Origin of the sequence: Schaalia sp. ORNL0103, from assembly GCF_019429565.1 — a bacterium.
GTDB lineage: Bacteria > Actinomycetota > Actinomycetes > Actinomycetales > Actinomycetaceae > Pauljensenia.
This window is the reverse complement of sequence record NZ_JAHXSA010000001.1, coordinates 147,675-170,148: the sequence shown is the minus strand read 5'-3', so window position 1 is coordinate 170,148 and position 22,474 is coordinate 147,675. Positions and strand designations below refer to the sequence as shown.

Sequence of the window (22,474 nt, the reverse complement as noted above, 5' to 3'; positions counted from 1 at the left end):
CCTTTTCTCAGGGACGAGGCCGGGGCTGGCTGACAGATAAGCGCGGCCCTTATGCGCGGGGCTGGCGCTCCGCCCACTCGCCGAGGCTCACGCGCGGACCCGTGAAGAACGGGGTGTCCTCACGCACGTAGAGACGCGCCTCGGTGTAGCGCTGGGCGTGCATGACGCCCTCGAGGCGATCCAGGCTGTCGGCCTCGAACGCGAGCACCCACTCGTAGTCGGAGAAGCCGAAGGCCGACAGGGTCGAGCCCTTGACGTCCGGGTACTGCGCGAAGCCGTTGCGACCGTGTTCGGCCATGATGCGGGCACGCTCTTCGGGAGCCTTGAGATACCAGTCGTAGGAGCGCACGAAGGGGTAGACCATCGCCCAGTCACGGGGCGCGACGCCGCCGAAGCAGGCGGGAATGTGACGCTTGTTGAACTCGGCGGGGGTGTGCAGGCCCATGCAGGACCACACCGGGTCCAGGAACTTGCCGAGCGCACTGGCGCGCAGACGGTGGTAGGCGTCCTGAAGGACCTCGGGATCGTCGTCGAGCCACCACACCATCAGGTCCGCCTCGGCGCGGAAGCCGGACACGTCGTAGAAGCCGCGGATTTCCACGCCCGCGCCCTTCACGTAGTCCAGGGACTCGGCGATAATGCGGCCGCGCTCGCCGTCGTCGGCGGGCAGCGACTCCCCGAGCGCGAACACAGAGTAGAGGGCGTAGTGCTGCTTGTTGTTGACCTCGTCGAAGTCGACGTCCGTCGCGTCGCGCGGGTCGGTGACGTGGGCGTGAGCGGCGTGCGAGTGGGGCGTCGCCTCGGTGCCCGCGTGGCGGGCCTGGTGGCGCGCGGCGTGCTCACCGACGCGATCCGGCACTCCTGCGGGATGTCCCGGGTTGTCCGGGTTCTGCTCGGGCGGCACGACGGCATGGGGATGCGGGGTAGACATGGAGTCCTCCTGGGTTGGGGCTGGTTGACCGGCGGCTCGGGCGGGCGCGCCGGAAGAATGAGGGGCGGTGCCGGGGTGGGCGCTCGCGGCGGCGGGCGAGGCATGGCCTGGGCGCGCCGGGGAGAGGCAGCAGTCGCTCGGGCAGACGGTATGGAAGGGGCCGGTGCCCGTCACGGTGACGGGCGAGGGCTTCTCACCTCGCGCCTGGGCAGCGCGCTCTTCGAGTACGTCGACCAGGGAGGACACGAAGGCCGGATCCGTCGCGACGGTGTCGGCACGCTCGTAGGGGATCCCCAGGTGCGCGGCGGTCTCCTTCGCCTCGGTATCGAGGTCGTAGACGACCTCCATGTGGTCGCAGATGAAGCCGATGGGGACGACGACAGCGCCGGTCAGAGGGTTCGCGGCGGCCGCGATCTCCTCGAGGAAATCGTTGATATCGGGTTCGAGCCAGCGGGCCTGCGGGGGTCCCGACCGTGAGCAATACACGAGGTCGTAGCCCAGATCCGCACGCCCGAGGACGCGCCTCAGCTCCGGCATGATCGCTTGGATGAGGGCGTGATGCTGGGCGACGTAGCTGATTTCGGTTGCGGGGGTTCCCGTTTGCGACGAGGCCTCACTCCCCTGCTGCTCGACGTGACCGTCCGAGGTCGCCGCGGCCTCGTCAGTTGAGGGACGGAAGGGGAAGGGCGAGGACCCTGCCTCCATGCTCACGGGGATGGAGTGGGTGACGAAGATCAGGCGAATCCCGGATGCCTCGACTCCGCGCGCCGTTAGCGCCTCCCACGCGCGCCGAACGGACGCGATCTGCGCGCTCGCCATACCGGGGGTCGAGTAGTAGGGACGGACCTTGTCCAGGATGATGTCGGCGTCAGGATTGTCGGCGCTGCCTTCAGCCCCCAGTACGATCGTCCCCCACTTGTCGCGCAGGGCTTCCGCGGCCTCGGCGAGGTCTTCGCGGTACTGGCGGCATCCCGAGTACGAGGCGTAGGCGGAGGTGGGCAGGACGAGGATGCGCCGAGCACCCGCCTGGGCGAGCTCGTCGAGGCCTTCGGTAACAAAGGGGTGCCAGTTGCGATTTCCCCACCCGACGGGAATGTCGTGCCCGCGCCTGCGGAGCTCCGCGGACAGGTCGGCAATCAGGCGCTGGTTGCATGCATTGATGGGCGAGACGCCGCCGAAGCGCTTGTAGTGGGCAGCGACCTGAAGCAGGCGTTCGTCGGGGATTCCGCGACCGCGCGTCGCGTTGCGCATGAACGGCAGGACGTCGTCCGGGCCGTCCGGGCCACCGTAGGACAGCAGCATGATTGCGTCGTAGGTATCCATACCTGGCACTTCAGTCCTCCTTCAGGCCTAGCGTGGACAGTGTAGGGCCGCTCCCCTTCCCGCTGCAGCGACAGATTGTCAGAAAAACGCAGCAAATCAGTACTTTTCCCCGACAAGGCGGCCCTCCTGGAGGGCATCGCCGAGCAGGTCTGGCGCCTCACGTTCGAGTCGTTCCTGGACCGCGTGAATGCCGGAGCGGTCGATTCAGCTTCGACGCCCACGCACGAGGCGTCGGAGCCGACCGAAGGTACCCCCACCTCGCCCCTGCTGACCTACATGCGCGCCTACGCGCACTGCCTGGCATCAACACTGCGCTCCCACCCGGGCGCAGTCATGCTGCTACTCACGCACCCCATGTCGACGCCCGAGCAGCTTGCGCTCCTGGCCCGCGTGTTCGTAACGCTCGCCCGGCGCGGCTTCACGCCGAACGCGGACATGCTGGGGCTAGTCAACGCGGTGTCGATCTACACGACGGCCTTCGTCGCCGCCGAAGTCGTTCCGCCCGTGGGCGGCTCCCCCGAACAGCCGGTCGACCTGTCGGCCGCGAGCGCCGCACTCGACCCCGAGGACGCGCAGGCGCTGCGCCCGCTCATCGAGGATCTCCTGGACGGCCGCTACGACTTTAACGCCCAGTTTGAGCGGGGCCTGGAGGCGATCCTGCGCGGCTGGGCCTAGCTGATCAGTTTTTCTACCTCGCGCACGATGCGTGCACCGCCGCCGAGCGAGGACAGTTCCGCGCACACTCCTCGGATTCCTGAGGTCAGGGCGGGTTCATCGACGAGGGCACGGGTGGCGCGTGCGATAAGCGCCGGCTTGGGCTGGCGCACGGTCAGGCCACAGCGTGCGTTTTCCACGGCCTCGGCGTTGAATTGACGCTCGAAGACACGCCCGGGGACGATCAGCTGCGGAACTTCGTAGGACAGAGCATCCATCATCGAGTTTTGCCCGCCGTGGTGCACGAAGACACGGGCGCGTGGCAGGAGATCGGCGAAGTCGAAGCGGGGCGCGCAGGACACCGTGTGGCCGCCTGTAACCTGGGTGGCCTCGGGCACTCCCGCAACGTACACGTCGCATCCGAGGGCCCGGGCGAGCTCTCGTCCGGCGCGCACGGCCACGCCCGCGGGGACACTGCCCGCGCCGAGGTAAACGAGGGCGCAATCGCGAGGCGTCGATGTCAGGGCGGACGGCTCGTCCAGGAACCCGCAGTAGACGGCCCGCTCCCCCGCCCACGGTTCCAGGGTCGGGCAGCTCGGAATGAAGCGGCGTCGCATTCCCTCAAGGATCGTCAGGGACGAGGCCGGGGCAGGCATTCCCATCTCGCGCAGCAGGCGTCGAATTCCCGCGGATTTACGCGGGTTGGAAGCGTAGGAGGGGGTCGTCGGCTGCGAGCCACTGCCCACGCACGGGATGCCCTCGGCGCGGGCGGCGATGACGGCGGCGAGGTTAAATTCCGAGTAGACGACATCGGGGCGGATGGCTCGCATATGGGCGCGGAGCGCGTCGACGGTGGCGCGCGTGTAGCGCTCGTCGAGGGCACCGGTGAGCCAGAGGACCTCCTCGAAGCTGCGCACGGGCTTGCGACCCATGAGGCCGAGGCGCGAGGCCAGGGGGAAGGTGTGGCGCGCGATGGCCTCGGGAAGTCCGAGGGGCGAGGGCACCGGAATCTCGAGCGTCGGGGCGATAGGATCGGCGCAGTTGCCGTCGTCTCCCCACGCGAGCACGGCCTCATGGCCAGCGTCCTGGAATGCACGTGCGACGCGCTGCGCACGCGACCACGGTCCACCCATCCGCGAGCGGGCGACCATGGGAACGACGAGAACCTTCACGTGTCAAGGGTACGCCGCGTGCTCGGCATGCCCCGCCTCCGAAACCCTAGAGTTCGAGCCTCATGTGCACGAGCTCCTGATAGCCCGAGGACGCAGACCGGTAGCCTCGGGGGTTGCGCCCATACTCCTCGAACCCCGCGCGCCGGTAGAGGGACACCGCGCGTTCATTGCCAGCCACTACCTCGAGCTCAAGCTGGGTGTAGCCTGCCCCGCGCGCACAGTCGATACTCGCATCCATCAGCGCCCGGCCGATCCCCATCCCCCAGTACTCCTTGAGGATGCTGATCCCAAAACGCGCCCGGTGGGCGACCTTGCGCCTACTGCGCACTGCGCAAACTCCTGCGCTCCCAACGATGCCGCCGTCGATCACGGCAACGAGTTCAACCTCATTGCTGCTACGTTCCGTTTCCTCCAGGGAGCGGGCCTCTTGTTCGTCGTCGACGCTCTGCTCGTCCGGATAGGACAGCAGGTAGTCGGTTTGCACATGCGTGCGTTGCATGGTCTCGTGCAGCGCGCGGGCATCCGACGCGACGGCATTCCTCACGAGGAGTTCCACCCCGCCCACTAACAGCACCGTTTTGGCGTACCTCATCGTCGGCCTCCTTGTCTCCCTAGCGGTTTGGACTCGTTATGAAATAGTGGAGTCTCAACGCCGATGCATGGACTACTGATCACAGCCTTAGAGTCCGGGGGCGTGGACAACCCACACGCCCGAACGAGGACTCCCCTGGCGCTCAAGCACGCCCTCTTCCTTGAGCTGTGCGACGATGCGCTCAGCGCTCCGCTTCGAGCGCCCAAGATATTGCGAGAGCTGAGTGACGGTGGAGCGCGAGTTATCGCTCAGAAAAGCAAGCGCGCGGGCATGCTCCGCGTCCGCTGCACTCTCTGGCCGCGCGTACGGAAGTATGGCCTCCCTGATTGCTTCGAGCATGAACTCCACGAAGCTTTCACACGAACCGGTCGCACCAGAACGCGCCAAGGCCTCGTAATAATCCGCCTGCCGCCTCCTGATCGCGGATTCAACGGGCAGCCAGGCCAGAACCGGACGCCACCGGGAGAGGAGCAAGGTCTGCCAGAGCCTCCCCGTCCGGCCATTCCCATCAGAGAAGGGATGGCAAAACTCGAACTCGAAGTGGAAGACACACGAGGCGAGCAGCGGGTGCATGCGTGTTGTGCGCAGCCACTCGAAGAGGCCGCCCATGACCTCGGGGACGTACGCAGCAGGAGTTCCAGCATGGATCAGGGTATCTCCATTGAAGACGCCGACATTGCCGGAGCGAAAGCGCCCTGCGTCGGGGACGAGGCCATCCATCATCACGCGGTGGACTCGCAGCAATTCCTCCACAGAGTAGGGGTCAAGGCTGGGAATGAGGTCGTAGGCTGCGCGCGCGTTCTCTACTTCGAGGATGTCACGCCGGTCGCCGAGCACTGGTTTTCCGTCGATAATCGCGCTCACCGCATGTTTATCGAGCTTGTTCCCTTCGATAACAAGCGAGGAATAGATCGTCTGAATCCGCAGCTCCCTACGCAGCGTGGGACTGGTAGACAGTGGGGCTTGAGGCGAGAGGGTACCGACGAGTTCCGCGATCTCTATACAGAGCGCGTCGATTACGTCGCTGCGCTTGAACGATGGTTCGTAAGCCATAAGCCCTCCTATTACCGCCAAATTATACCGCCACTGGCGGTAATCAAGGAGCAGTACCCGCAATCAGCACCACCCACTAGGCCCAACACCATTGCACATTGACACCAGGAAGAACTAGAATACGTTGTATTCACCACCGGGAGGTCACCATGCCCACCATGACCATGCGCCTTGACGAAACGGACGCCGAAGTCGTGCGCAAGTACGCCGAATTTGAAGGAAAAACGATCTCCGACTTCGTTCGAGATGCCGTCTTCGAGAAGATCGAGGACCAGCAGGACCTTGCAACTCTGCGCGAAGCAGTCGCAGCAGACACCGGCGTTCGGTACACCCACGAGCAGGTACTAGCAGAGCTGGGCCTGTAAATGTCCTACCACGCCGAGTACAGCGACACAGCCCTCAAGCAACTGAAGAAAATGGACCGATTCGACGCGCGACTCATTACGTCATGGATCGGCAAAAACCTCGAGGGCTGCTCGGACCCCCGCATCCACGGCAAAGGCCTCACAGCCAACCGATCAGGCGAGTGGCGCTACCGCATCGGCAACTACCGCGCCCTGTGCATCATCGAGGACGACCGCCTCATCATCGAAGTGTTTTCCGTCGGACACCGCCGACACATCTACCAGTGATCACGCGGCCGCACCGACATGATCCAGCATTACCGCCAGATTTATACCGCCACTGGCGGTAATCGCGTGGCACTAAAGGGCAGATGGTCCACGAAACGGCGGGAGGCCTCGTCCATTGACGAGGCCTGCGCCCAGAGTGCGTGAAACGCTCAGTTGGTCCCGTGGAACGCCCAGGCGCGGCCACGCACGCCGCGCGCGATGTAGCTGGCACCGGCGAGCGCGAGAGCCACGCCCAGGCCGGTGTAGAAGAAGGCGATAAACCAGTCGGGGAAGACGCCCGCGGCGCGCATTCCGATGCCGAAGGACATCATGAACGCCATCATGAGGTAGCTCTTGCGGTCGAAGAAGCGCACCACGTGATGACGCTCCCCCTCCAGGTCGGCGATGCGCTGAGTGTTCTTCTGGACGAGCTTGCTGAACATGGGGTGGAACGCGCAGAAGATGGCGACAGCACCACCCGCGAGCGCCAGGAAAATAATCGCCGCGACTCCGCGCATGTCGATGGCCGCGCGCACGCCGAGGATCGCGACGTTCAGGCCGGCGAGCAGCCAGACGATGCCGGCGACAGCGATCAGGGGCTGCTTCTTGATGCGGAATCGACTCATTGTTTAGCATCCTTTTCTTCTACGGTGTCGTCATACAGGGAGGTGTCGAGGAGGGCGAACAGCGTCTCACATTCATCGCCCTCCGCGAGGGAGGCGAAGACGGCGCGCAGCACGTAGCGACACAGGGCCTCGGCACTCATGGGGCCGACGAGCCGGGAGCGATCCACGGCCTCGTCCGCGTCGAGAACACGCATGAGCCCGCGCTCGATGTGGGTGAGCATGGTGGCGCGCACGGCTTCGAGGGCTTCCTGTTCACCGCTGGGCAGGCGGCGCATCTCGGCGAACCAGTCGACGCTCATGTCGGCGCGCGCGGCGCATAGGGCCTCGCGGAATCGCCGCACGTAGGAGGTGAAGCGCTCGCCGGGGCGCACGGCGCACAGTTCGTCGGAGAGGTTCTCGTCGAAGAAGCGGGTGAGCACGGCGGCCGTCAGGTCCGCTTTGGTCGGGAAGTAGCCGTAGACCGAGCCGACAGCGATGTCACACGCGGTGGCAACCTTGCGCACGGAGAGTGCGGAGATGCCGTCGCGCGAGGCAATGGCATAGGCCTGGCTGACCAGCTTCTCCGGGTCGATCACTTGTTTGGGCACGAAATCCTACTGTCCTGCTACCTGCGACAATCCATAATGAACAGTGTTCAGTATAGGCCTGAGCAAGCCCTCGTCAATCGCAGAACCAAGGGATCACAGCGCTCCCGACACCAACTCGTCACATGTCACACGCCTACACGCGACCGCCGTCAGGTATGCCTTCCCGGGATGACTATAGGCTGACAATCAGCAGCGTCCGCACGGTTCAGCGCCACACTGCCGAGCCATCGCACGCTGCTCACGATAACAAAGGAGTTCACATGGACCACATCACCCTGAACAACGGCGTCACAATCCCCCAGGTCGGCCTCGGCACCTACCAGCTGGAACCCGATGACGCACAGTCGGCGGTCACCTACGCGCTGGACAACGGCTACACACTCATCGACACGGCGAACGTCTACGTGAACGAGCGCGCCGTCGGGCGCGGCATGCGCGCGTCCTCGAAGGCCCGCGAGGAGATTTTCCTTGAAACGAAGCTCTGGCCGTCGTTCTTCGAACGTGCCACCGCCGTCGACGAGACGCTTGAGCGCCTGGGCACGGACCACATCGACCTGATGATCCTGCACCAGCCCGCCGGCGACACGGTCGCGGGGTACCGAATCCTCGAGAAGGCACACAAGGAAGGCAAGATTCGCGCGATCGGCCTGTCAAACTTCGACGTTGCCCAGACGCAGCGCATCCTCGACGAGTGCGAGGTTGTCCCCACGATCAACCAGGTCGAGTGCCACCCCTACTTCCCTCAGACGGAGCTCAAGGAACTCCTCAAGGAGCACAACATCGCGCTGCAGGCGTGGTACCCGCTGGGCGGACGCGGCAACGACTCGATCATGTCAGAGTCCCTCGTCCAGGGCCTCGCCGAGAAGCACGGCAAGTCCCCCGCCCAGGTGCTGCTGCGTTGGCACATCCAGCAGGGACACATCGTGATCCCGGGCTCGAAGACGCCGTCACACATCGCTCAGAACATCGACCTGTTCGACTTTGCGCTGACCGACGAGGACATGGCCCAGATCGATTCCCTCGACAAGGGGAAGCCGTTCTTCGAGCACAACGACGAGGTCTTGGCCGGGTTCCTCGCGTACGTGCCCGACGTGGACGGACAGAAGTAAGACCACACCTTCGGGAGTTCGACGCGGCGACGCATTGCGATTCGCCTCCCGCGCGCTCCTTGATTCGACGAGGCCTACCCTGCTTGGCGGGGTAGGCCTCGCTCCACGACGGCGATGTTATAGTCATTGCCAGTCAACGAAGCCCGATAAGGAAAGCCCCGCATGGCCAGATTCGCACGTATCGCCGCACCCCTCCTCGTCATCGCTGTGGTCTATGCGGGATGGTTAGACCAAGCCCTGCCCGAGCAACCTCTTTTCCCAATCTTCGTATGGATCGGCGCGCTGCTGATCGCAATCTATTTCAGTGCCCTCACGGTGCTCAATTCGCAAGACAAGGTTGCTCCGCGCGCACTCGCTTGTTGGGGCCTCGTCATCAAGCTCGCTCTCCTCCCCGTCTTCCTCATCACGCTCATTCTCACGATCGGAGTTCCGCTAGATAGGTCCAACGGCAACATAGGCGGTTTGCTACTGGTCTTTTTTATCCTCCCTCTGGACGCGGGAGTCTACTGCTTGATGCTCGTGTCATCCTTCCATGGGTTTGCCGTAACAAAACGCCTACTGGCCGAACATACTATCCCGACGGCAACAGCGAAAAAACTCAGAAAGATGCACGCCGTTCCCATCGCAGACTTTGTTGCAGCTATCTGGCTCTATGTGCTCCTGCGTCGACTCGACAGTGCCACTCCGACCAGCTCTCAGGACGCTTAACCTGCCACCACCGCCGATGCCACCCCATCGGCCAGCATCCCCTGGTCTCGCACACCAACCAAGCCACCGAAGCGAGCAATCGCAGCCGAATGGATGGCACACACGTCATCCCGGGAAAACGCGAAGGCGTTCACTTCGCAAGCTCTTCAAACACGTCCGCGTAGGCATCCATGAAGTCAACAGCAACATCAACAACACTCTCCGACTGCTGCGCAGGCTGAATGACGACCCAAGGCCTGTTGTTCTTGAGGATCGTGACAGGCTTCCCCGTCCTATTCACCTCTGCTGTGACCCGCGAAAAGTTATTCTTCGCCTCGGCAAGCCCGATAGTTAGTGTCGACATGCTACTCCCATCTCCTGTAGCCACAGTTATGGCCAGAATCTGGCCTCAGATCAAGCGTGACAAAACTGGTACCTCCTCCTTAATGAGAGGAGGTACCATAGTCACAACTATTACAAACTTTCAAACAGAATGAGGGGTACACATGTCCACCATCGCACGTGTCACCGCACCCATCCTTTTGATTCTCGCGGCTTACATCGGCGGCGGCGCCGAGCTCATGCTCCAGCACAGCATCGCGGGCACCGGCGACGCCGTGTGGATCATTGCCATCCTGATCGCTGGCCTGGCGAACCTCGCGAGCGTCCTATGGCTTCAGCGCGACGCCAGTGCACGCTCGCTCGCCCTTTGGGGACTGCTCCTCAAACTCTGCATCCTCCCCCTCTACATCGGATTTCTCCCTTTCGCAGCCTTCCTTGCTGCAGGCCTCATGGCTCCCCCGTACCTCGTGCTAGCCATCGCCTACCTGTTCACGCTCATATGCGGCATGTACGCACTCCTGCTGACGAGTTCTCAGTACGGCATAGCCGCGGCGCATCACGCCAACACGGAGGGACTCCTCAGTCTCTCCTCAAAGCGCAGGCACGTCACGATGCACTGCCTGCCGTTTACCGATCTCATCTCGAACATCTGGCTCTGCATCCTTCTGTACCGGGCGAAGAAGCCCTCCACGGCCACCGCCTCGGAATCCTGAGTAGCGAGCTCCCCACCTGAGGGCGTGATGATATATTCACGACACAGGCGAGACGTCGACAGAAAGTAGGCGCCACATGTCCAAGGTTCTCCGCATCGCAGCCCCCATCCTCCTTGTCATAGCCGCGTATAGCGACCAGAGCTACCGCATTGGGTTCGGACTGACCTGGAACATGTGGCTCGCCTTGTTTGCGGTTGCCGCAGCGGCAAATCTGATCTCCCTCTTCTGGCTGTGCCGTGATGAGAGCCCGCGCGCGCTGGCGTTGCGGAGCCTACTGCTGAAAATCGCCCTGCTCCCGTTCAGCTTGCCCCTACTGCAGTACTCCTATGTGCTGATCTACTTGTTCCTCTCCCCCCCACGACTTCTTCCATTCATGGCAGATTCTAGGGGTGGTTGCAACACGTGTTACGCCCTGAGCAGCAGCTCAAGTCGCTGCTTGGGTGTGTCCCAGTTTAGCGTTTTGCGTGGACGGTCGTTGAGCTGGTCGGCGATGGCGTCCAGGTCTGCTTCGGTCAGGAGTGACAGATCGGTTCCTTTGGGCATGTATTGGCGCAACAACCCGTTTGTGTTCTCGTTGGTGCCGCGTTGCCAGGGTGAGTGTGGGTCACAGAAGTACACGTCAAGGCCTAGCTCGGAGGCGATCTTGCGGTGTTGGGCCAGCTCGCTTCCCTGGTCCCAGGTCAGTGACAGACGTAAGGAATGGGGCACGTCTGCGAGCTTGTCGATAATGGCATCTTGAACTTCAACGGCTGTGTGTCCATTGGGCAAGTAGAGCAAGATCGTGTACCGGGTCGAGCGTTCCACGAGCGTGCCGACCGCGGATTGTCCTTTGGCTCCGATGATCAAGTCGCCTTCCCAGTGGCCAGGGAGCGCCCGGTCTTCCACACTGGCGGGCCGTTCGCTGATCATCACCATGGGGTCCTTGAATCGTGGTCGTACCTGACGAGAGTATGCGGCTGGGCGCCTGCGAGTGCGTCCTTGGCGCATGAGGGAAGCGATCTCTTTGCGGAGTGTGCCTTTGGCTTGGACGAAGATGGACTGGTAGATCGTCTCCACGCACGGGTTCATGCTCTGATTATGCGGGAAACGCATGCGCAGGTATGCGCAAATCTGTTCTGGGCTCCATCTAAGCTCAAGCTTGTCCCAGATGATGCCCCACAAGCGAGGATTGGCGCATTTGCGCGCTTTAGGACGTTTGAGGCGCTTGCCTGCTCGCATGTGAGCGATGTAGGGGTTGTAGCACGTGGAGGTAATCCCATTGCGCTTCAGCTCCCGGCTCACAGTCGAGGGTGAACGCCCCAACCGGCGGGCAATGTCCCGAATCGAGAATCCCTCGACGCGCCATCCGAAGATGAGCATGCGTTCCTTGAGCGACAAGAACCGTTGACTGATCCGATGCGGTTGGCATTTCATGTACAGACGGTACCAATGGGCCTGAGGAGCGATACTGGCTCGCTCACACCGTCCACTTGAGCGAGTCCGGCCATTACGCCAGACCTTGCCCGTCCGCTTCGAGACCCCAACAGCATGAGCTGCCTGCGTGAAGTTCAAACCATCAGCAAGAGCCCGCACATACTCCCGATGCCGAGCCTGACACGCCTCACGTCGGGAGGGGTACTCAACCCCCTGAAAAACACGACCAACACCAGCCACAACGAACTCCTTCACCAAGATCCGTTGCAACCACCACTAGAACCTAGACATTGCGCTTCATCTACGAGTGGCTTGGCCTGGCCTACCTGAGTCTCCTCATCTCGTCGGGCTACGGCATCACCGCCGCGATTCGCGCTCGAAACCAGGGCCTCAGCAACCCGAAGGCGACGAAGCTCCACATCCCCATGCAGCTCTTCCCCGTGGCCGACTTGGTCTCGTCCTACAAGCTCTACATGCACCTGCGCGCCCGGGATGCCTCACGCCAGCCCGCCGCAGCAATCCCCTCGCCCGAGGCCTAGGCCTCGCAAACACACGACCGAGCCCCGGCCTCGTCCCACGATTCAGGGACGAGGCCGGGGCTCTTACAAACGACAATATTTCCCAAAAGAACCCCAGTCTGGGACCATATTGGGTCTATAATGACAATACCGAAAGGAACGACAATGCCGACGATGACCCGCACCGCCGAGGTGAAGACCCGCACAACCGCACAGATCAAGGCCGAGGCCGCAGCCGTCTACGCACGCTGGGGAATTAGCCTGTCGGATGCGATCAATATCTTCCTCGCCAAGTCGATTGAGGTTGGCGGACTCCCCTTCGACATGCGCCCCGAGGCCCCCACGTTTGACGGACTCGAGCGCTACGCCTATCGCCCCAGCATGGATGCGAATGGAGTCGCGCGGCTCCCAGGAGACTGGGATGACGGCGAGTGAGGCAGCGCCCGCTCCATGGGAGATCTGGCACGCACGCTTTAACTTCGACGACCGTGGCTACAAGTTTCGCCCGGTCCTCATTCTCGCCTGCTCACCCGATGGCCTCCTGGCTACGATGATCACCAGCGCCTCGAACAAGCTCTCGCTTCCACTCGATACTTCCCTCGACGACTGGCAAGAGGCTGGACTCACAAAACCTCCCCTCGTCCGAGTGGACCGAATAGCCCTCTTGCCACCGACCTACCTTGGCACCGCAGGAAGAATCGGCAGGCTATCTCCGCGCGATAAGCACCGAATCAGCCAGACGCTCGCCACGCTCACCCGATAAAGAAACACCGGCCTCGTCCCACCATTCAGGGACGAGGCCGGGGCTATCAGTCTGCGAGCTCAGCTCAGTATGAGCGTCACTCCCACTCGATGGTGGCCGGGGGCTTGGAGGTCACGTCGAGGACGACGCGGTTGACCTCGGGCACCGAGTTGGTGATGCGCGTGGAGATGCGGGCCAGGACGTCGTAGGGCAGGCGCGTCCAGTCGGCCGTCATCGCGTCCTCGGAGGACACGGGGCGCAGCACGATCGGGTGACCGTAGGTACGGCCGTCACCCTGGACGCCCACGGAACGAACGTCGGCGAGCAGAACCACCGGGCACTGCCAGATCTCCTGATCCAGGCCGGCCGCCGTGAGCTCCTCGCGGGCGATCAGGTCCGCGGCGCGCAGGATGTCCAGGCGCTCGCGCGTGACCTCGCCGATGATGCGGATGCCGAGGCCGGGGCCCGGGAAGGGCTGACGGTTCACCAGGTAGTCGGGCAGGCCCAGCTCGCGGCCGACCGCACGCACCTCGTCCTTGAACAGGGTGCGCAGGGGCTCGACCAGCTCGAAGGTCATGTCCTCGGGCAGGCCGCCCACGTTGTGGTGGCTCTTGATGTTGGCCGCGCCCTCGCCGCCGCCGGACTCGACGACGTCGGGGTACAGGGTGCCCTGGACGAGGAACTTGACCTCGCCGCCAGCGGCGCCAACCTCTTCGATGACCTGCTTCTGGGCGGCCTCGAAGGAACGGATGAACTCGCGGCCGATGATCTTACGCTTCGCCTCGGGCTCGGTGACACCGGCCAGGGCGGACAGGAAGCGCTCGGACTCATCGCACGTGATGACGCGAATACCCATGCCGCGCGCGTAGTCGTTCTCCACCTGCTCGCGCTCGCCCGCACGCAGCAGGCCATGATCGATGAAGAAGCAGGTCAGCTGATCGCCGACAGCCTTGTGCACGAGGGCCGCAGCCACGGAAGAGTCCACGCCGCCGGACAGGGCGCAGATGACCTGCGCGTCGCCGACCTGCTCACGGATCTTCTCAACCTGCTCGTCCACGATAGAGCCGGCTGTCCACGTGGGTTCCAGGCCAGCACCCTCGTAGAGGAAGTTCTTCAGGGCGTCCTGGCCGAACTGAGAGTGGCCCACCTCGGGGTGCCACTGCAGGCCGTAGAGGCGACGCTCGCGGGACTCGAAGGCCGCGACGGGGGTCTCGGCGGTGGAGGCGGTGACGGTGAAGCCCTCGGGCGCGCCCTGGACGGCGTCGCCGTGGCTCATCCACACGATCTGATCGTCGGGGGTGCCATCAAACAGGCAAGAACCCGCAGAAACCGTGGCCTCGGTGTGCCCGTACTCGCGGGTGCCCGTGCGACCGACGGTGCCGCCGAGGGCGTGAGCCATGGTCTGGAAGCCGTAGCAGATGCCCAGCACGGGCACACCGGCCTCGAAGATCGCGGGATCGACGGAGGGCGCACCCTCCTCGTACACGGAGGACGGGCCGCCGGACAGGATGATGGCGGCGGGCTCCTTGGCGAGCATGTCCGCCACGCTCATGGTGTGGGGGACGATCTCGGAGTAGACGTTGGCCTCACGCACGCGGCGCGCGATCAGCTGGGCGTACTGGGCGCCGAAGTCGACGACGAGGACGGGATGCATGTCAGAAGCGTTCACCCTGCCAATGGTACCCGCGCGCGCCCCGCCCCGTCGCGCTCCATTACGCATGTCACCACCGCGCACGCCGGATACGGCGACGGCCCCGCCCCCGGGTGGGGACGAGGCCGACTCGCGTGACGCTCGAGCGCGCGGCTCAGCGGAAGATGGAGCGCAGCACCGGGAAGGCTCCGGTGGCCACGGCGGCCTTCAGGAGGTCGCCGATGATGAAGGGCACGAAGCCCTTCATCAGGCCCTGCTCGAGGGTCATGTGCGCGAAGGGGATCATCCAGGCCAGGCCCAGGATGTAGACGGAGAAGAGGGACACGACGGCGGTCGGCGCCATGGTAGCGATGCGACGGTCGGCACCGCGCTGGGCTGCCAGGCCGGCAATCGCGGCGACGAGGAAGTAGCCGAGGATGTAGCCGAAGGAGGGGAAGGCCCAGCCGACGTTCGTGCCGGTGAAGACCGGGGCGCCGGCGATGCCAAGAATCGCGTACGTCGCGACGGAGGCGAGGCCTCGGCGCGCACCGAGGGTCGTGCCGACCGAGAGGGCACCCAGCGTACCGAGCGAGACCGGCACGGGGGTGAAGGGCAGCGGGATCGAGATGCGGGCGAGGACGATCATGGCGATCGTGCCGGCTGCCACCAGGGCGATCTCGCGGACAATCGTGCCGCCGAGGCGGTCGGCAAGAACGCGGTTCTCACGCGCGGCGACGGGGGAAGCGGTCAGGGTGGTCATACGACACCTTTCAACAGGGCTAACAGCCTTTCATTCAACAATTGAACAATATGCTGCCCGCCACTCCCCTGTCAAGCACACGGGCGCAGATCTCAGGGGGCGAGCGCCACACCGGCGCTCGCCCCCTGGAGCCCATGAGCAGGAATAATCAGTGCGCGAAGTGGCGCGTTCCCGTCAGGTACATCGTGATGCCCGCAGCGTTCGCCGCGTCAATCGACTCCTGGTCACGCACCGAGCCGCCGGGCTGAACGACGGCCTTCACGCCCGCATCAATGAGCACCTGCAGGCCGTCCGCGAAGGGGAAGAACGCATCCGACGCGGCAACCGCGCCGATGGAACGCTGCTCGGGAGCCTCGGCCACAACCTCGGACGCGCGAGCGCCACCCGCACTGTCCACGTTGGAGGCCGCCGCATCACCTGTCGAACGCGAGCCCAGCGTGTTCGCACGCTCAACCGCCAGCTTGCACGAGTCCACGCGGTTCACCTGGCCCATGCCAACGCCCACCGAGGCGCCATCCTTGACCAGCAGGATCGCATTCGAACGAACCGCGCGCACCGTGCGCCACGCGAACTCCAGGTCCGCCAGCGTCGCCTCGTCGGCGGGAGCGCCGGCCGCGAGCGTCCAGTTCTCCGGGGAATCGCCCGGCGCGTCGATGTCGTCGCGCTCCTGGACCAGCAGGCCGCCGCTGATCTGCTTGAACTCGTACGAGCCGCGAGCCGGGGGCTCAACCTGCAGGACGCGCAGGTTCTTCTTCGCGCTCAGCACCTCGAGCGCGCCCTCCTCGTAGTCGGGGGCCAGCACGACCTCGGTGAAGATCGGGACGATCTGGCGGGCCAGCTCCACGCTCACCGGGCGATTCACGGCGATCACGCCGCCAAACGCCGACACGGGGTCGCAGGCATGCGCGAGGCGGTGCGCCTCGGCCACATCGTCGGCCACCGCGATACCGCAGGGGTTCGCGTGCTTGATGATCGCGACGCAGGGGCGCTCGTGATCGTAGGCGGCGCGCAGGGCGGCGTCGCCATCCGTGTAGTTGTTGTAGCTCATGGCCTTGCCGTGCAGCTGGCGCGCGTTCGCGATGCCCGGGACCAAGGCCTCGTCGTCGGCATCCTCGTCCTCGAAGGACTCATCGATCTCGCGGTACACGGCAGCGCCCTGGTGCGGATTCTCGCCGTAGCGCAGCGACTCCACGCGCTCGAACGCGTCGGCGACGAACACGGGCATACCCGAGGTCTGCCCCTCCTCCTCGGGGACGTCCACCACGTAGTCTTCCTCGGTCTGGTAGCCCAGCGACTCCAGGAAGGCCGCGTCGGAGGCATCCAGGTGGGTCTCGGCGGCATCGTCGAGTGTCTCGCGCACGTCCTCGAGATCCAGCTCGTCGGCCAGCCAACCGGCAATCGCCAGGTCGTAGGTCGCCGTGTGGGCGAAGGCCTCGGCGGCCAGCACGCGGCGCTGCTCGAGGGTGAAGCCCTCCCCCGCCACGGCCTCGGCTACATCCGCGTAGCGCTCCGGGGAGGTCACGACCGCGACCGACGGATGATTCTTCGCGGCGGCACGCACCATGGACGGGCCACCGATGTCGATCTGCTCGACGCACTCATCGAAGGACGCGCCCGACGCAACCGTGTCCTGGAACGGGTACAGGTTGCACACGACCAGGTCAAAGGCCTTGATGCCCAGCTGGGCGATCTGCTCGCGATGAGCCGCCTTACGCTGATCGGCCAGGATGCCGGAATGAATGAAGGGGTGCAGGGTCTTCACGCGCCCCTCGAGCACCTCGGGGAAGCCGGTCACGTCGTCGACTGGGGTGACGGCCACGCCTGCCGCCGCAATGCGCGCGGCCGTGGAGCCGGTGGAGACGATCTCCACGCCGGCCTCGCCAAGGGCGCGGGCAAGATCCTCCAAGCCCGTCTTGTCATACACAGAGATCAGGGCCCGCTTGATAGGGCGCACGTCGATGGGTTCCAGGTTGTCCAGGGAGACGGACATAGTTCCTCCAGGTTGAGACCAAACCCAGGCGCCCAGGCGGGCGACGCCTCGCGGGAAATGCGGCCGCTCCCCGGTGGTCATCCACCCTCGCCAGTCGCGGCGACTCCCAGTCTAGTTCAGGCCCTCGCGCCGCGTCGCCTTCGCCTCGGGGTCTTCCTCGTCACCTTCAGCCTGGACCGGTTCGATGTCCGCGGCATCCTCGGCGGCAGTTTCGCTAGTGTCCTCAGGCATCTCATCCGCGTCCTGCTCGTCCGCATCAGCCACCGCTTCGAGATCCTCGGCCTCGTCGGCGCTTACGTCCGCGTTGCCGGGTTCCTCGGGTTCGGAAGCCTCAGCCCAGGCCTCGTCGGCCACCGAGGCAGTGGCTCCCACGCGGGACGCACGCTCGGCGGCGCGGCGGCGCAGGGCCTCACCCTCGTTGCGCACGCGACCGGCACCCTCGCCGAGGAGGGCGCGAGTCGTCGGGTGGCTCGCCAGGGCGATGATCAAGGCGGGCAGGGCAACCTCGAGCACGAGGGCGAGCGTCACCCACCCCACGCGCGGGCCCATCGACGACAGGCGCACGGAGCCCATGCTCATCGTCGCGCTCCACATCCACAGGGCCGTCACCGAGGCGACAATCACCGAGGACAGGACACCCTGGGCAGTCTGGTGCAGCAGGTGCTCACGACGGAACGAACGCGACGCGACAACACCAAGGCCAATGCCCAACATGATCGGCGCAAGAATCACCCACATGCCGGGGGCCGTCTCCGGGACGGCTCCAAGGAGCGGAATCGGCGGAATCGGGCCGGTGCCCGCCACCACCGGAGAATGCAGCGAATCCGTCGCCGTCAGGAAACCAGCGCCCGACCACCAGGAGGCAGCCCACGCCATGACCGTGGGCGCAAAAAGCAGCTGAGCCCCCACGATAAAAGCGGTATCCGCGCCCGAGGCAGCACCCAGAATCTCCTGGATCCCAGCCATGCGGCTCCACCCCGCCACGAGCGCAATCACCGACGCCACCGCAGACACAGCCACGAGCGCGAGGACCGACAGGCCTCCCAGCTTCAGGCCACCCGAAATCCAGTGCTGCATCGACGGGGCCTCATTGTCGCGCGAATACCCCGACGCAACGAACCACACCGATCCGATCAGCGGAATCAGAATCGCGCCGAGCGTGCCCGTCCACCAGTGCGAATAGATGCCCGACGCGCCCGCCAGCAGCCAGGAGGTGAGAAGAAAACCAGGCACGGCAAACAGCGCGGCGCTGCGCGGATAACCCGCCGTCGTGCGCAGCAGAATCCGCACCAACACGATCAGCAGAGCGCCCATCAGCGTCGGGATCGCACGATAGTGCACGTCTCCCACGACCGATGTGCCGCCGATGACGGCGGCCCACAGGTCACCACCCAGGCCGAGAGCATCGCGCGGCGTCGTATCATTCATCCACGAGTTCGAACGCAGCGTCAGGTACGCGATCATCGTGAACACCGTGATCAGCGCCCAGCCCGCGAAGGCCGCCTCAATGCCCGCGAGCGCACCGCGCGCCCACCCCTGCGGGACGGCCACACGGATCGTCGCCCGATCCGGCACGTACGTGGTCGTGGTCCGCCGGGGGCTGGGTACTTCTCTGATGCGCTCGCTCACAGGCCCATAGTGTCAGAATCGGCCCGGGGCCGCGACGCTGCGCGCCGACCCCGGGCCGATTTGTGCTGTGACGTTAGCGCGAGAGGATCTCGCGCGCGATCTGCGCCGTCTGCGAAGGGGTGCGACCCACGCGCACGCCCACGGCCTCGAGCGCCTCCGCCTTCGCGGCAGCCGTACCGGACGAGCCGGACACGATCGCGCCCGCGTGGCCCATGGTCTTACCCTCGGGGGCCGTGAAGCCCGCGATGTAGGCGACGACGGGCTTGGTCATGTTCTCCTGGATCCAGGCGGCCGCACGCTCCTCGGCGTCACCACCAATCTCGCCGATCATGATGACGAGGTCGGTGTCCGGGTCAGCCTCAAAAGCCGCCAGCGCGTCGATGTGGGTGGTGCCCACAACCGGGTCACCGCCGATACCCAGGCACGTCGTGAAGCCGAAATCGCGCAGCTCGTACATGAGCTGGTAGGTCAGCGTGCCCGACTTGGAGACGAGGCCGAGGCGGCCCGGTCCCGTAATGTCCGCCGGGGTGATACCCAGGTTCGCCTGCCCGGGCGAGATGATACCGGGGCAGTTCGGGCCGATCAGGCGCACGCCCGCCGCGAGCGCACGCTCGACGACAATCGTGGAATCCTGGACGGGAATGCCCTCGGTGATGAGCACGATCGTTTCGATGCCCGCGTCGATGGCCTCGAGGGCGGCGCCCTTCGCGAAGGCCGGGGGCACGAAGATGACGGAGGCGTTCGCGGCGGTGGCCTCGCGGGCCTCGGCGACGGTGCCGAAGACGGGGACCTCAACCTGGCCGTCGGCCACCTTGTCGGCGCCCGGGCCGTAGCCCTGCACGTCGAAGGTGACGGTCGTGCCAGCCTTGCGCGGGTTCGTGCCGCCCACGATGGCCGTGCCGGCGCTCAGCATGCGCTGGGTGTGCTTGCGGCCCTCGGCGCCGGTCATGCCCTGGACGATGACCCGGGTGTCAGAGTTGACGAAGATAGTCATAGTGTTCTCCTGCGGTTCTCGGGTCGTTACTTCGACGAGGCCTGTGCGGCGAGCTCAGCTGCACGCCGGGCCGCGCCGTCCATCGTTTCTTCCATGTGGACGAGCGGGTGCGCAGCCTCGGCAAGAATCGCGCGGCCCTCCTCGACCTTGTTGCCGTCAAGGCGCACGACGAGCGGCTTCGAGGCCGCGTCGCCCAGCGTCTCGAGCGCGCCGATGATACCGCGGGCGACCTGGTCGCACGCGGTGATGCCGCCAAAGACGTTGACGAACACGGAGCGAACCTGCTCGTCTCCGAGGATGATGTCCAGACCCTTGGCCATGACCTCGGCCGAAGCGCCGCCGCCGATGTCGAGGAAGTTCGCGGGCTTCATTCCGCCGAACTCCTCACCGGCCATCGCAACCACGTCGAGCGTCGACATGACCAGGCCCGCGCCGTTACCGATGATGCCGACCTGACCCTCCAGGCGCACGTAGTTAAGCCCGGCTGCCTTCGCTGCGGCCTCGCGCGGATCCTGCGCGGCCACGTCCACGAGCTCAGCGTGGCCGGGGTGGCGGAAGCGCGCGTTGTCATCGAGGGTCACCTTGCCGTCGACCGCCCACACGGAGCCGTCGGGGCTGGAGACCAGCGGGTTGACCTCGACCAGGGTCGCATCCTCATCGCGGTAGACGGTCCACAGGGTTTCAAGGACGGGGGCGATGGCCTCAGCCGTTTCCTCGTCGAAGCCCGCTTCCTTCGCAATGTGGCGGGCGACCTCGGCGTCGATGCCGACGGTGGGATCGAGGGGGACGCGGGCCAGGGCCTCGGGGCGTTCCTTCGCGAGTGTCTCAATATCCATGCCGCCTTCGCGCGAGCACATCGCCAGGTGGCGGCGGTTCGAGCGGTCCAGCAGGATCGAGAAGTAGTATTCGGCGGCAATGTCCGCGCCGGACGCGATCATGACCTTCTTGACGATGTGGCCCTTGATGTCGAGGCCGAGGATCGCCTCAGCCTTCTCGTAGGCTTCGTCGGCGGTGTGGGCGAGCTTGACGCCGCCGGCCTTGCCACGGCCGCCGGTCTTCACCTGCGCCTTGACGACCAGCAGCGACGCACCGTCCGCCAGGAGCTCGCGCGCACCCTCGCGCGCCTCTTCGGGGGTTGACGCCAGGCGGTAGTCGAGCACGGGCACGCCGTGCTCCTTGAACATCTGCCGGGCCTGGTACTCGTAGAGATCCACCTTATTCCCTCCGTTGAACGTGGTGTGGTCAGCGCAATAATTCTAACGTGCGACCGGCGTCAACGCGCCATTTCCTCCCATTATCAAGGCTTGTCACGGCCTTGACCGGAGAGCCACTTCCCTTTGTCAACGCTTTGCGTTGCGGGGCGGGTTGCTGGGGTCGATGGGGGGCACAGGGCGTTGTAGCACCAGCGGTGCATGGCTTTTCCCTCCCGCTGCGCGGCTCTACTACACGAGCCGCAGGTCCTTCAATCTCGGCGAGCATGGACGTAGCTCCCATATACGTGAGGCCCAATGCGTGGCGAATCGACACACTTTGTCGCGCACGCTAACCCACCTGGCGGAGCGCAGGCCCTACAGGTGGCTGCGTTAGCCCTTCAATGCGCACGTTAACCCGCTAATGCGCACGTGGGCAGCCCCGCCCACACTCCAAATAGCGGGTTCACGTGCGATATAGCGGGTTACCACTCGCAATAGCGGATTCACGTGCGACCAATACACCACGACAGACACCACATCCGCCAAAGTGCAGACCCATTGCGCCAAAACAGCCTGTTTTCAGCGTTTTTCACTCAATGGGTCTGCAGTTTGGCGGCCACACCGCCACCAATCGGGGGAATTGCAGCACTAGAGGCGCGACACGCTGCCAGGGGGCTTCATGTGGTGCACCCCCACTGCCACGAGCAAGCAGGCCGCCGGGCTGGCACACACCACCAAACTGGATAGGAAACAACAATCTGGATAGGTTATTGCGTTCTGGATAGGTTAATAAGCTATCCAGAAGCGCCGTTCCTATCCAGAACAGAGCTTCCTATCCAGAACACGCACCACCTTCTGATAAGAGGGCGCCGGAGGACCCGGCCGCAGGGCCGGTGGGCGGACGACGTTACAAACGTCGTCAAACCGGAGCAATTTGAAGCCCCTTGCGAGGACCCCTGTTACAAACGTCGTCAATCTGCGTCCAAAAACCACTATTTTCAGCGAAAAAGCCGTCGGATTGACGGCGTTTGTAACAACGGATCGGGAATCCACACAAAAAACACCTCCGATTGACGACGTTTGTAACAACACACAAAAGATCAGCCAGAAATCGCAGCGCACAAGGCCCCTACGATGCACGCGGGCGGCGGCAGGGCCTGGCAGGGCATCGAGGCGACACACCAAGCCGCACATCAGCAACAAGG

General features: G+C 64.7%; 23 protein-coding genes and 1 riboswitch. Of the genes, 9 read left to right on the top strand and 14 right to left on the bottom strand.

Annotated elements, in window-relative coordinates; genetic code table 11:
* Nucleotides 1–49: 49 nt before the first annotated feature.
* Nucleotides 50–2,254, bottom strand: a complete 2,205-nt coding sequence (hemQ, locus tag JJJ16_RS00825) for a hydrogen peroxide-dependent heme synthase (RefSeq protein WP_225905037.1) — start codon at nucleotides 2,252–2,254, stop codon at nucleotides 50–52.
* Between the two features lie 75 nt (nucleotides 2,255–2,329).
* Between hemQ and JJJ16_RS00820 the strand changes: the two genes are divergently transcribed.
* Nucleotides 2,330–2,929, top strand: a complete 600-nt coding sequence (locus JJJ16_RS00820) for a TetR/AcrR family transcriptional regulator C-terminal domain-containing protein (RefSeq protein ID WP_225904951.1) — start codon at nucleotides 2,330–2,332, stop codon at nucleotides 2,927–2,929.
* On the opposite strand, the gene JJJ16_RS00815 is transcribed toward JJJ16_RS00820, so the two are convergent.
* The 3 genes from JJJ16_RS00815 to JJJ16_RS00805 all read right to left on the bottom strand — a co-directional run bounded on the left by JJJ16_RS00815 (nucleotide 2,926) and on the right by JJJ16_RS00805 (nucleotide 5,725).
* Nucleotides 2,926–4,059 carry a glycosyltransferase gene (locus JJJ16_RS00815; protein WP_219751930.1) on the bottom strand — a complete coding sequence of 378 codons (1,134 nt, stop codon included), beginning with the start codon at nucleotides 4,057–4,059 and terminating at the stop codon, nucleotides 2,926–2,928. The genes JJJ16_RS00820 and JJJ16_RS00815 overlap by 4 nt on opposite strands.
* 67 nt (nucleotides 4,060–4,126) lie before the next feature.
* A complete protein-coding gene (locus JJJ16_RS00810; RefSeq protein ID WP_219751002.1) occupies nucleotides 4,127–4,672 on the bottom strand; it encodes a GNAT family N-acetyltransferase in 546 nt (181 codons plus the stop codon).
* A gap of 87 nt (nucleotides 4,673–4,759) precedes the next feature.
* Complete coding sequence (locus tag JJJ16_RS00805; protein ID WP_219751001.1) at nucleotides 4,760–5,725, bottom strand: Fic family protein; 966 nt, start codon at nucleotides 5,723–5,725, stop codon at nucleotides 4,760–4,762.
* A gap of 149 nt (nucleotides 5,726–5,874) precedes the next feature.
* Here JJJ16_RS00805 and relB point away from each other — a divergent pair, with 149 nt between their 5' ends.
* Together relB and JJJ16_RS00795 are read left to right on the top strand one after the other, a co-directional pair.
* A complete protein-coding gene (gene relB / locus JJJ16_RS00800) occupies nucleotides 5,875–6,090 on the top strand; it encodes a type II toxin-antitoxin system RelB family antitoxin (RefSeq protein ID WP_003793976.1) in 216 nt (71 codons plus the stop codon).
* Nucleotides 6,091–6,357 (top strand): type II toxin-antitoxin system RelE family toxin, encoded by a 267-nt coding sequence (locus tag JJJ16_RS00795; RefSeq protein ID WP_219751000.1) that lies wholly within the window; start codon nucleotides 6,091–6,093, stop codon nucleotides 6,355–6,357. It abuts the gene before it with no gap.
* Nucleotides 6,358–6,506: 149 nt separating this feature from the next.
* On the opposite strand, the gene JJJ16_RS00790 is transcribed toward JJJ16_RS00795, so the two are convergent.
* Both JJJ16_RS00790 and JJJ16_RS00785 read right to left on the bottom strand, forming a co-directional pair.
* Nucleotides 6,507–6,962 carry a hypothetical protein gene (locus JJJ16_RS00790; RefSeq protein WP_219750999.1) on the bottom strand — a complete coding sequence of 152 codons (456 nt, stop codon included), beginning with the start codon at nucleotides 6,960–6,962 and terminating at the stop codon, nucleotides 6,507–6,509.
* Nucleotides 6,959–7,549 (bottom strand): TetR/AcrR family transcriptional regulator, encoded by a 591-nt coding sequence (locus JJJ16_RS00785; protein WP_219750998.1) that lies wholly within the window; start codon nucleotides 7,547–7,549, stop codon nucleotides 6,959–6,961. The genes JJJ16_RS00790 and JJJ16_RS00785 overlap by 4 nt, the downstream gene beginning before the upstream one ends.
* Nucleotides 7,550–7,809: 260 nt before the next feature.
* Between JJJ16_RS00785 and JJJ16_RS00780 the strand changes: the two genes are divergently transcribed.
* Entirely contained in the window at nucleotides 7,810–8,658 is an 849-nt protein-coding gene (locus JJJ16_RS00780; protein ID WP_219750997.1) for an aldo/keto reductase, read from the top strand.
* 162 nt (nucleotides 8,659–8,820) lie between these two features.
* Nucleotides 8,821–9,366, top strand: coding sequence for a hypothetical protein (locus JJJ16_RS00775; protein ID WP_219750996.1), 546 nt, complete (start codon nucleotides 8,821–8,823; stop codon nucleotides 9,364–9,366).
* 130 nt (nucleotides 9,367–9,496) lie between these two features.
* On the opposite strand, the gene JJJ16_RS00770 is transcribed toward JJJ16_RS00775, so the two are convergent.
* Nucleotides 9,497–9,709, bottom strand: coding sequence for a type II toxin-antitoxin system Phd/YefM family antitoxin (locus tag JJJ16_RS00770; protein WP_219750995.1), 213 nt, complete (start codon nucleotides 9,707–9,709; stop codon nucleotides 9,497–9,499).
* Between the two features lie 142 nt (nucleotides 9,710–9,851).
* Here JJJ16_RS00770 and JJJ16_RS00765 point away from each other — a divergent pair, with 142 nt between their 5' ends.
* Nucleotides 9,852–10,400, top strand: a complete 549-nt coding sequence (locus JJJ16_RS00765) for a hypothetical protein (protein WP_219750994.1) — start codon at nucleotides 9,852–9,854, stop codon at nucleotides 10,398–10,400.
* Nucleotides 10,401–10,805: 405 nt separating this feature from the next.
* On the opposite strand, the gene JJJ16_RS00760 is transcribed toward JJJ16_RS00765, so the two are convergent.
* Entirely contained in the window at nucleotides 10,806–11,972 is a 1,167-nt protein-coding gene (locus JJJ16_RS00760; protein ID WP_413243685.1) for an IS30 family transposase, read from the bottom strand.
* Between the two features lie 131 nt (nucleotides 11,973–12,103).
* Between JJJ16_RS00760 and JJJ16_RS00755 the strand changes: the two genes are divergently transcribed.
* The 3 genes from JJJ16_RS00755 to JJJ16_RS00745 all read left to right on the top strand — a co-directional run bounded on the left by JJJ16_RS00755 (nucleotide 12,104) and on the right by JJJ16_RS00745 (nucleotide 13,094).
* Nucleotides 12,104–12,352, top strand: coding sequence for a hypothetical protein (locus JJJ16_RS00755; RefSeq protein ID WP_219750992.1), 249 nt, complete (start codon nucleotides 12,104–12,106; stop codon nucleotides 12,350–12,352).
* A gap of 144 nt (nucleotides 12,353–12,496) precedes the next feature.
* Nucleotides 12,497–12,766: a type II toxin-antitoxin system RelB/DinJ family antitoxin gene (locus tag JJJ16_RS00750; RefSeq protein WP_219750991.1), complete on the top strand. Its 270-nt coding sequence runs from the start codon at nucleotides 12,497–12,499 to the stop codon at nucleotides 12,764–12,766.
* On the top strand, nucleotides 12,753–13,094 hold the full coding sequence (locus JJJ16_RS00745; protein ID WP_219750990.1) for a type II toxin-antitoxin system PemK/MazF family toxin: 342 nt from the start codon (nucleotides 12,753–12,755) through the stop codon (nucleotides 13,092–13,094). Before JJJ16_RS00750 ends, JJJ16_RS00745 begins: the two co-directional genes overlap by 14 nt.
* A gap of 76 nt (nucleotides 13,095–13,170) precedes the next feature.
* Here the strand turns inward: JJJ16_RS00745 and guaA are convergent, their stop codons facing one another.
* The 6 genes from guaA to sucC form a co-directional block, all read right to left on the bottom strand.
* A complete protein-coding gene (guaA, locus tag JJJ16_RS00740) occupies nucleotides 13,171–14,727 on the bottom strand; it encodes a glutamine-hydrolyzing GMP synthase (RefSeq protein ID WP_219751929.1) in 1,557 nt (518 codons plus the stop codon).
* A 151-nt stretch (nucleotides 14,728–14,878) separates the two neighbouring features.
* Nucleotides 14,879–15,463, bottom strand: a complete 585-nt coding sequence (locus JJJ16_RS00735; protein WP_219750989.1) for a biotin transporter BioY — start codon at nucleotides 15,461–15,463, stop codon at nucleotides 14,879–14,881.
* Between the two features lie 148 nt (nucleotides 15,464–15,611).
* Nucleotides 15,612–17,453: a bifunctional phosphoribosylaminoimidazolecarboxamide formyltransferase/IMP cyclohydrolase gene (gene purH, locus JJJ16_RS00730; RefSeq protein ID WP_219750988.1), complete on the bottom strand. Its 1,842-nt coding sequence runs from the start codon at nucleotides 17,451–17,453 to the stop codon at nucleotides 15,612–15,614.
* Nucleotides 17,454–17,476: 23 nt separating this feature from the next.
* Nucleotides 17,477–17,561: riboswitch (ZMP/ZTP riboswitch) on the bottom strand.
* Between the two features lie 3 nt (nucleotides 17,562–17,564).
* Nucleotides 17,565–19,028: a DUF6350 family protein gene (locus JJJ16_RS00725; protein WP_219751928.1), complete on the bottom strand. Its 1,464-nt coding sequence runs from the start codon at nucleotides 19,026–19,028 to the stop codon at nucleotides 17,565–17,567.
* A gap of 127 nt (nucleotides 19,029–19,155) precedes the next feature.
* A complete protein-coding gene (gene sucD, locus JJJ16_RS00720) occupies nucleotides 19,156–20,076 on the bottom strand; it encodes a succinate--CoA ligase subunit alpha (protein ID WP_219750987.1) in 921 nt (306 codons plus the stop codon).
* A gap of 26 nt (nucleotides 20,077–20,102) precedes the next feature.
* A complete protein-coding gene (gene sucC, locus JJJ16_RS00715; RefSeq protein WP_219750986.1) occupies nucleotides 20,103–21,290 on the bottom strand; it encodes an ADP-forming succinate--CoA ligase subunit beta in 1,188 nt (395 codons plus the stop codon).
* Nucleotides 21,291–22,474 lie beyond the last annotated feature (1,184 nt).

What these genes read in the sequence shown, in the direction of transcription:
- JJJ16_RS00750 (WP_219750991.1), top strand. Translation starts at nt 12,497, where the DNA reads ATGCCGACGATGACCCGCACCGCCGAGGTGAAGACCCGCACAACCGCA.
- JJJ16_RS00745 (WP_219750990.1), top strand. Translation starts at nt 12,753, where the DNA reads ATGACGGCGAGTGAGGCAGCGCCCGCTCCATGGGAGATCTGGCACGCA.
- JJJ16_RS00770 (WP_219750995.1), bottom strand. Translation starts at nt 9,709, where the DNA reads ATGTCGACACTAACTATCGGGCTTGCCGAGGCGAAGAATAACTTTTCG.
- hemQ (WP_225905037.1), bottom strand. Translation starts at nt 2,254, where the DNA reads ATGGATACCTACGACGCAATCATGCTGCTGTCCTACGGTGGCCCGGAC.
- JJJ16_RS00780 (WP_219750997.1), top strand. Translation starts at nt 7,810, where the DNA reads ATGGACCACATCACCCTGAACAACGGCGTCACAATCCCCCAGGTCGGC.
- JJJ16_RS00775 (WP_219750996.1), top strand. Translation starts at nt 8,821, where the DNA reads ATGGCCAGATTCGCACGTATCGCCGCACCCCTCCTCGTCATCGCTGTG.
- sucD (WP_219750987.1), bottom strand. Translation starts at nt 20,076, where the DNA reads ATGACTATCTTCGTCAACTCTGACACCCGGGTCATCGTCCAGGGCATG.
- JJJ16_RS00810 (WP_219751002.1), bottom strand. Translation starts at nt 4,672, where the DNA reads ATGAGGTACGCCAAAACGGTGCTGTTAGTGGGCGGGGTGGAACTCCTC.
- JJJ16_RS00815 (WP_219751930.1), bottom strand. Translation starts at nt 4,059, where the DNA reads ATGGTCGCCCGCTCGCGGATGGGTGGACCGTGGTCGCGTGCGCAGCGC.
- relB (WP_003793976.1), top strand. Translation starts at nt 5,875, where the DNA reads ATGCCCACCATGACCATGCGCCTTGACGAAACGGACGCCGAAGTCGTG.
- JJJ16_RS00805 (WP_219751001.1), bottom strand. Translation starts at nt 5,725, where the DNA reads ATGGCTTACGAACCATCGTTCAAGCGCAGCGACGTAATCGACGCGCTC.
- JJJ16_RS00790 (WP_219750999.1), bottom strand. Translation starts at nt 6,962, where the DNA reads ATGAGTCGATTCCGCATCAAGAAGCAGCCCCTGATCGCTGTCGCCGGC.
- purH (WP_219750988.1), bottom strand. Translation starts at nt 17,453, where the DNA reads ATGTCCGTCTCCCTGGACAACCTGGAACCCATCGACGTGCGCCCTATC.
- JJJ16_RS00735 (WP_219750989.1), bottom strand. Translation starts at nt 15,463, where the DNA reads ATGACCACCCTGACCGCTTCCCCCGTCGCCGCGCGTGAGAACCGCGTT.
- JJJ16_RS00765 (WP_219750994.1), top strand. Translation starts at nt 9,852, where the DNA reads ATGTCCACCATCGCACGTGTCACCGCACCCATCCTTTTGATTCTCGCG.
- guaA (WP_219751929.1), bottom strand. Translation starts at nt 14,727, where the DNA reads ATGCATCCCGTCCTCGTCGTCGACTTCGGCGCCCAGTACGCCCAGCTG.
- JJJ16_RS00795 (WP_219751000.1), top strand. Translation starts at nt 6,091, where the DNA reads ATGTCCTACCACGCCGAGTACAGCGACACAGCCCTCAAGCAACTGAAG.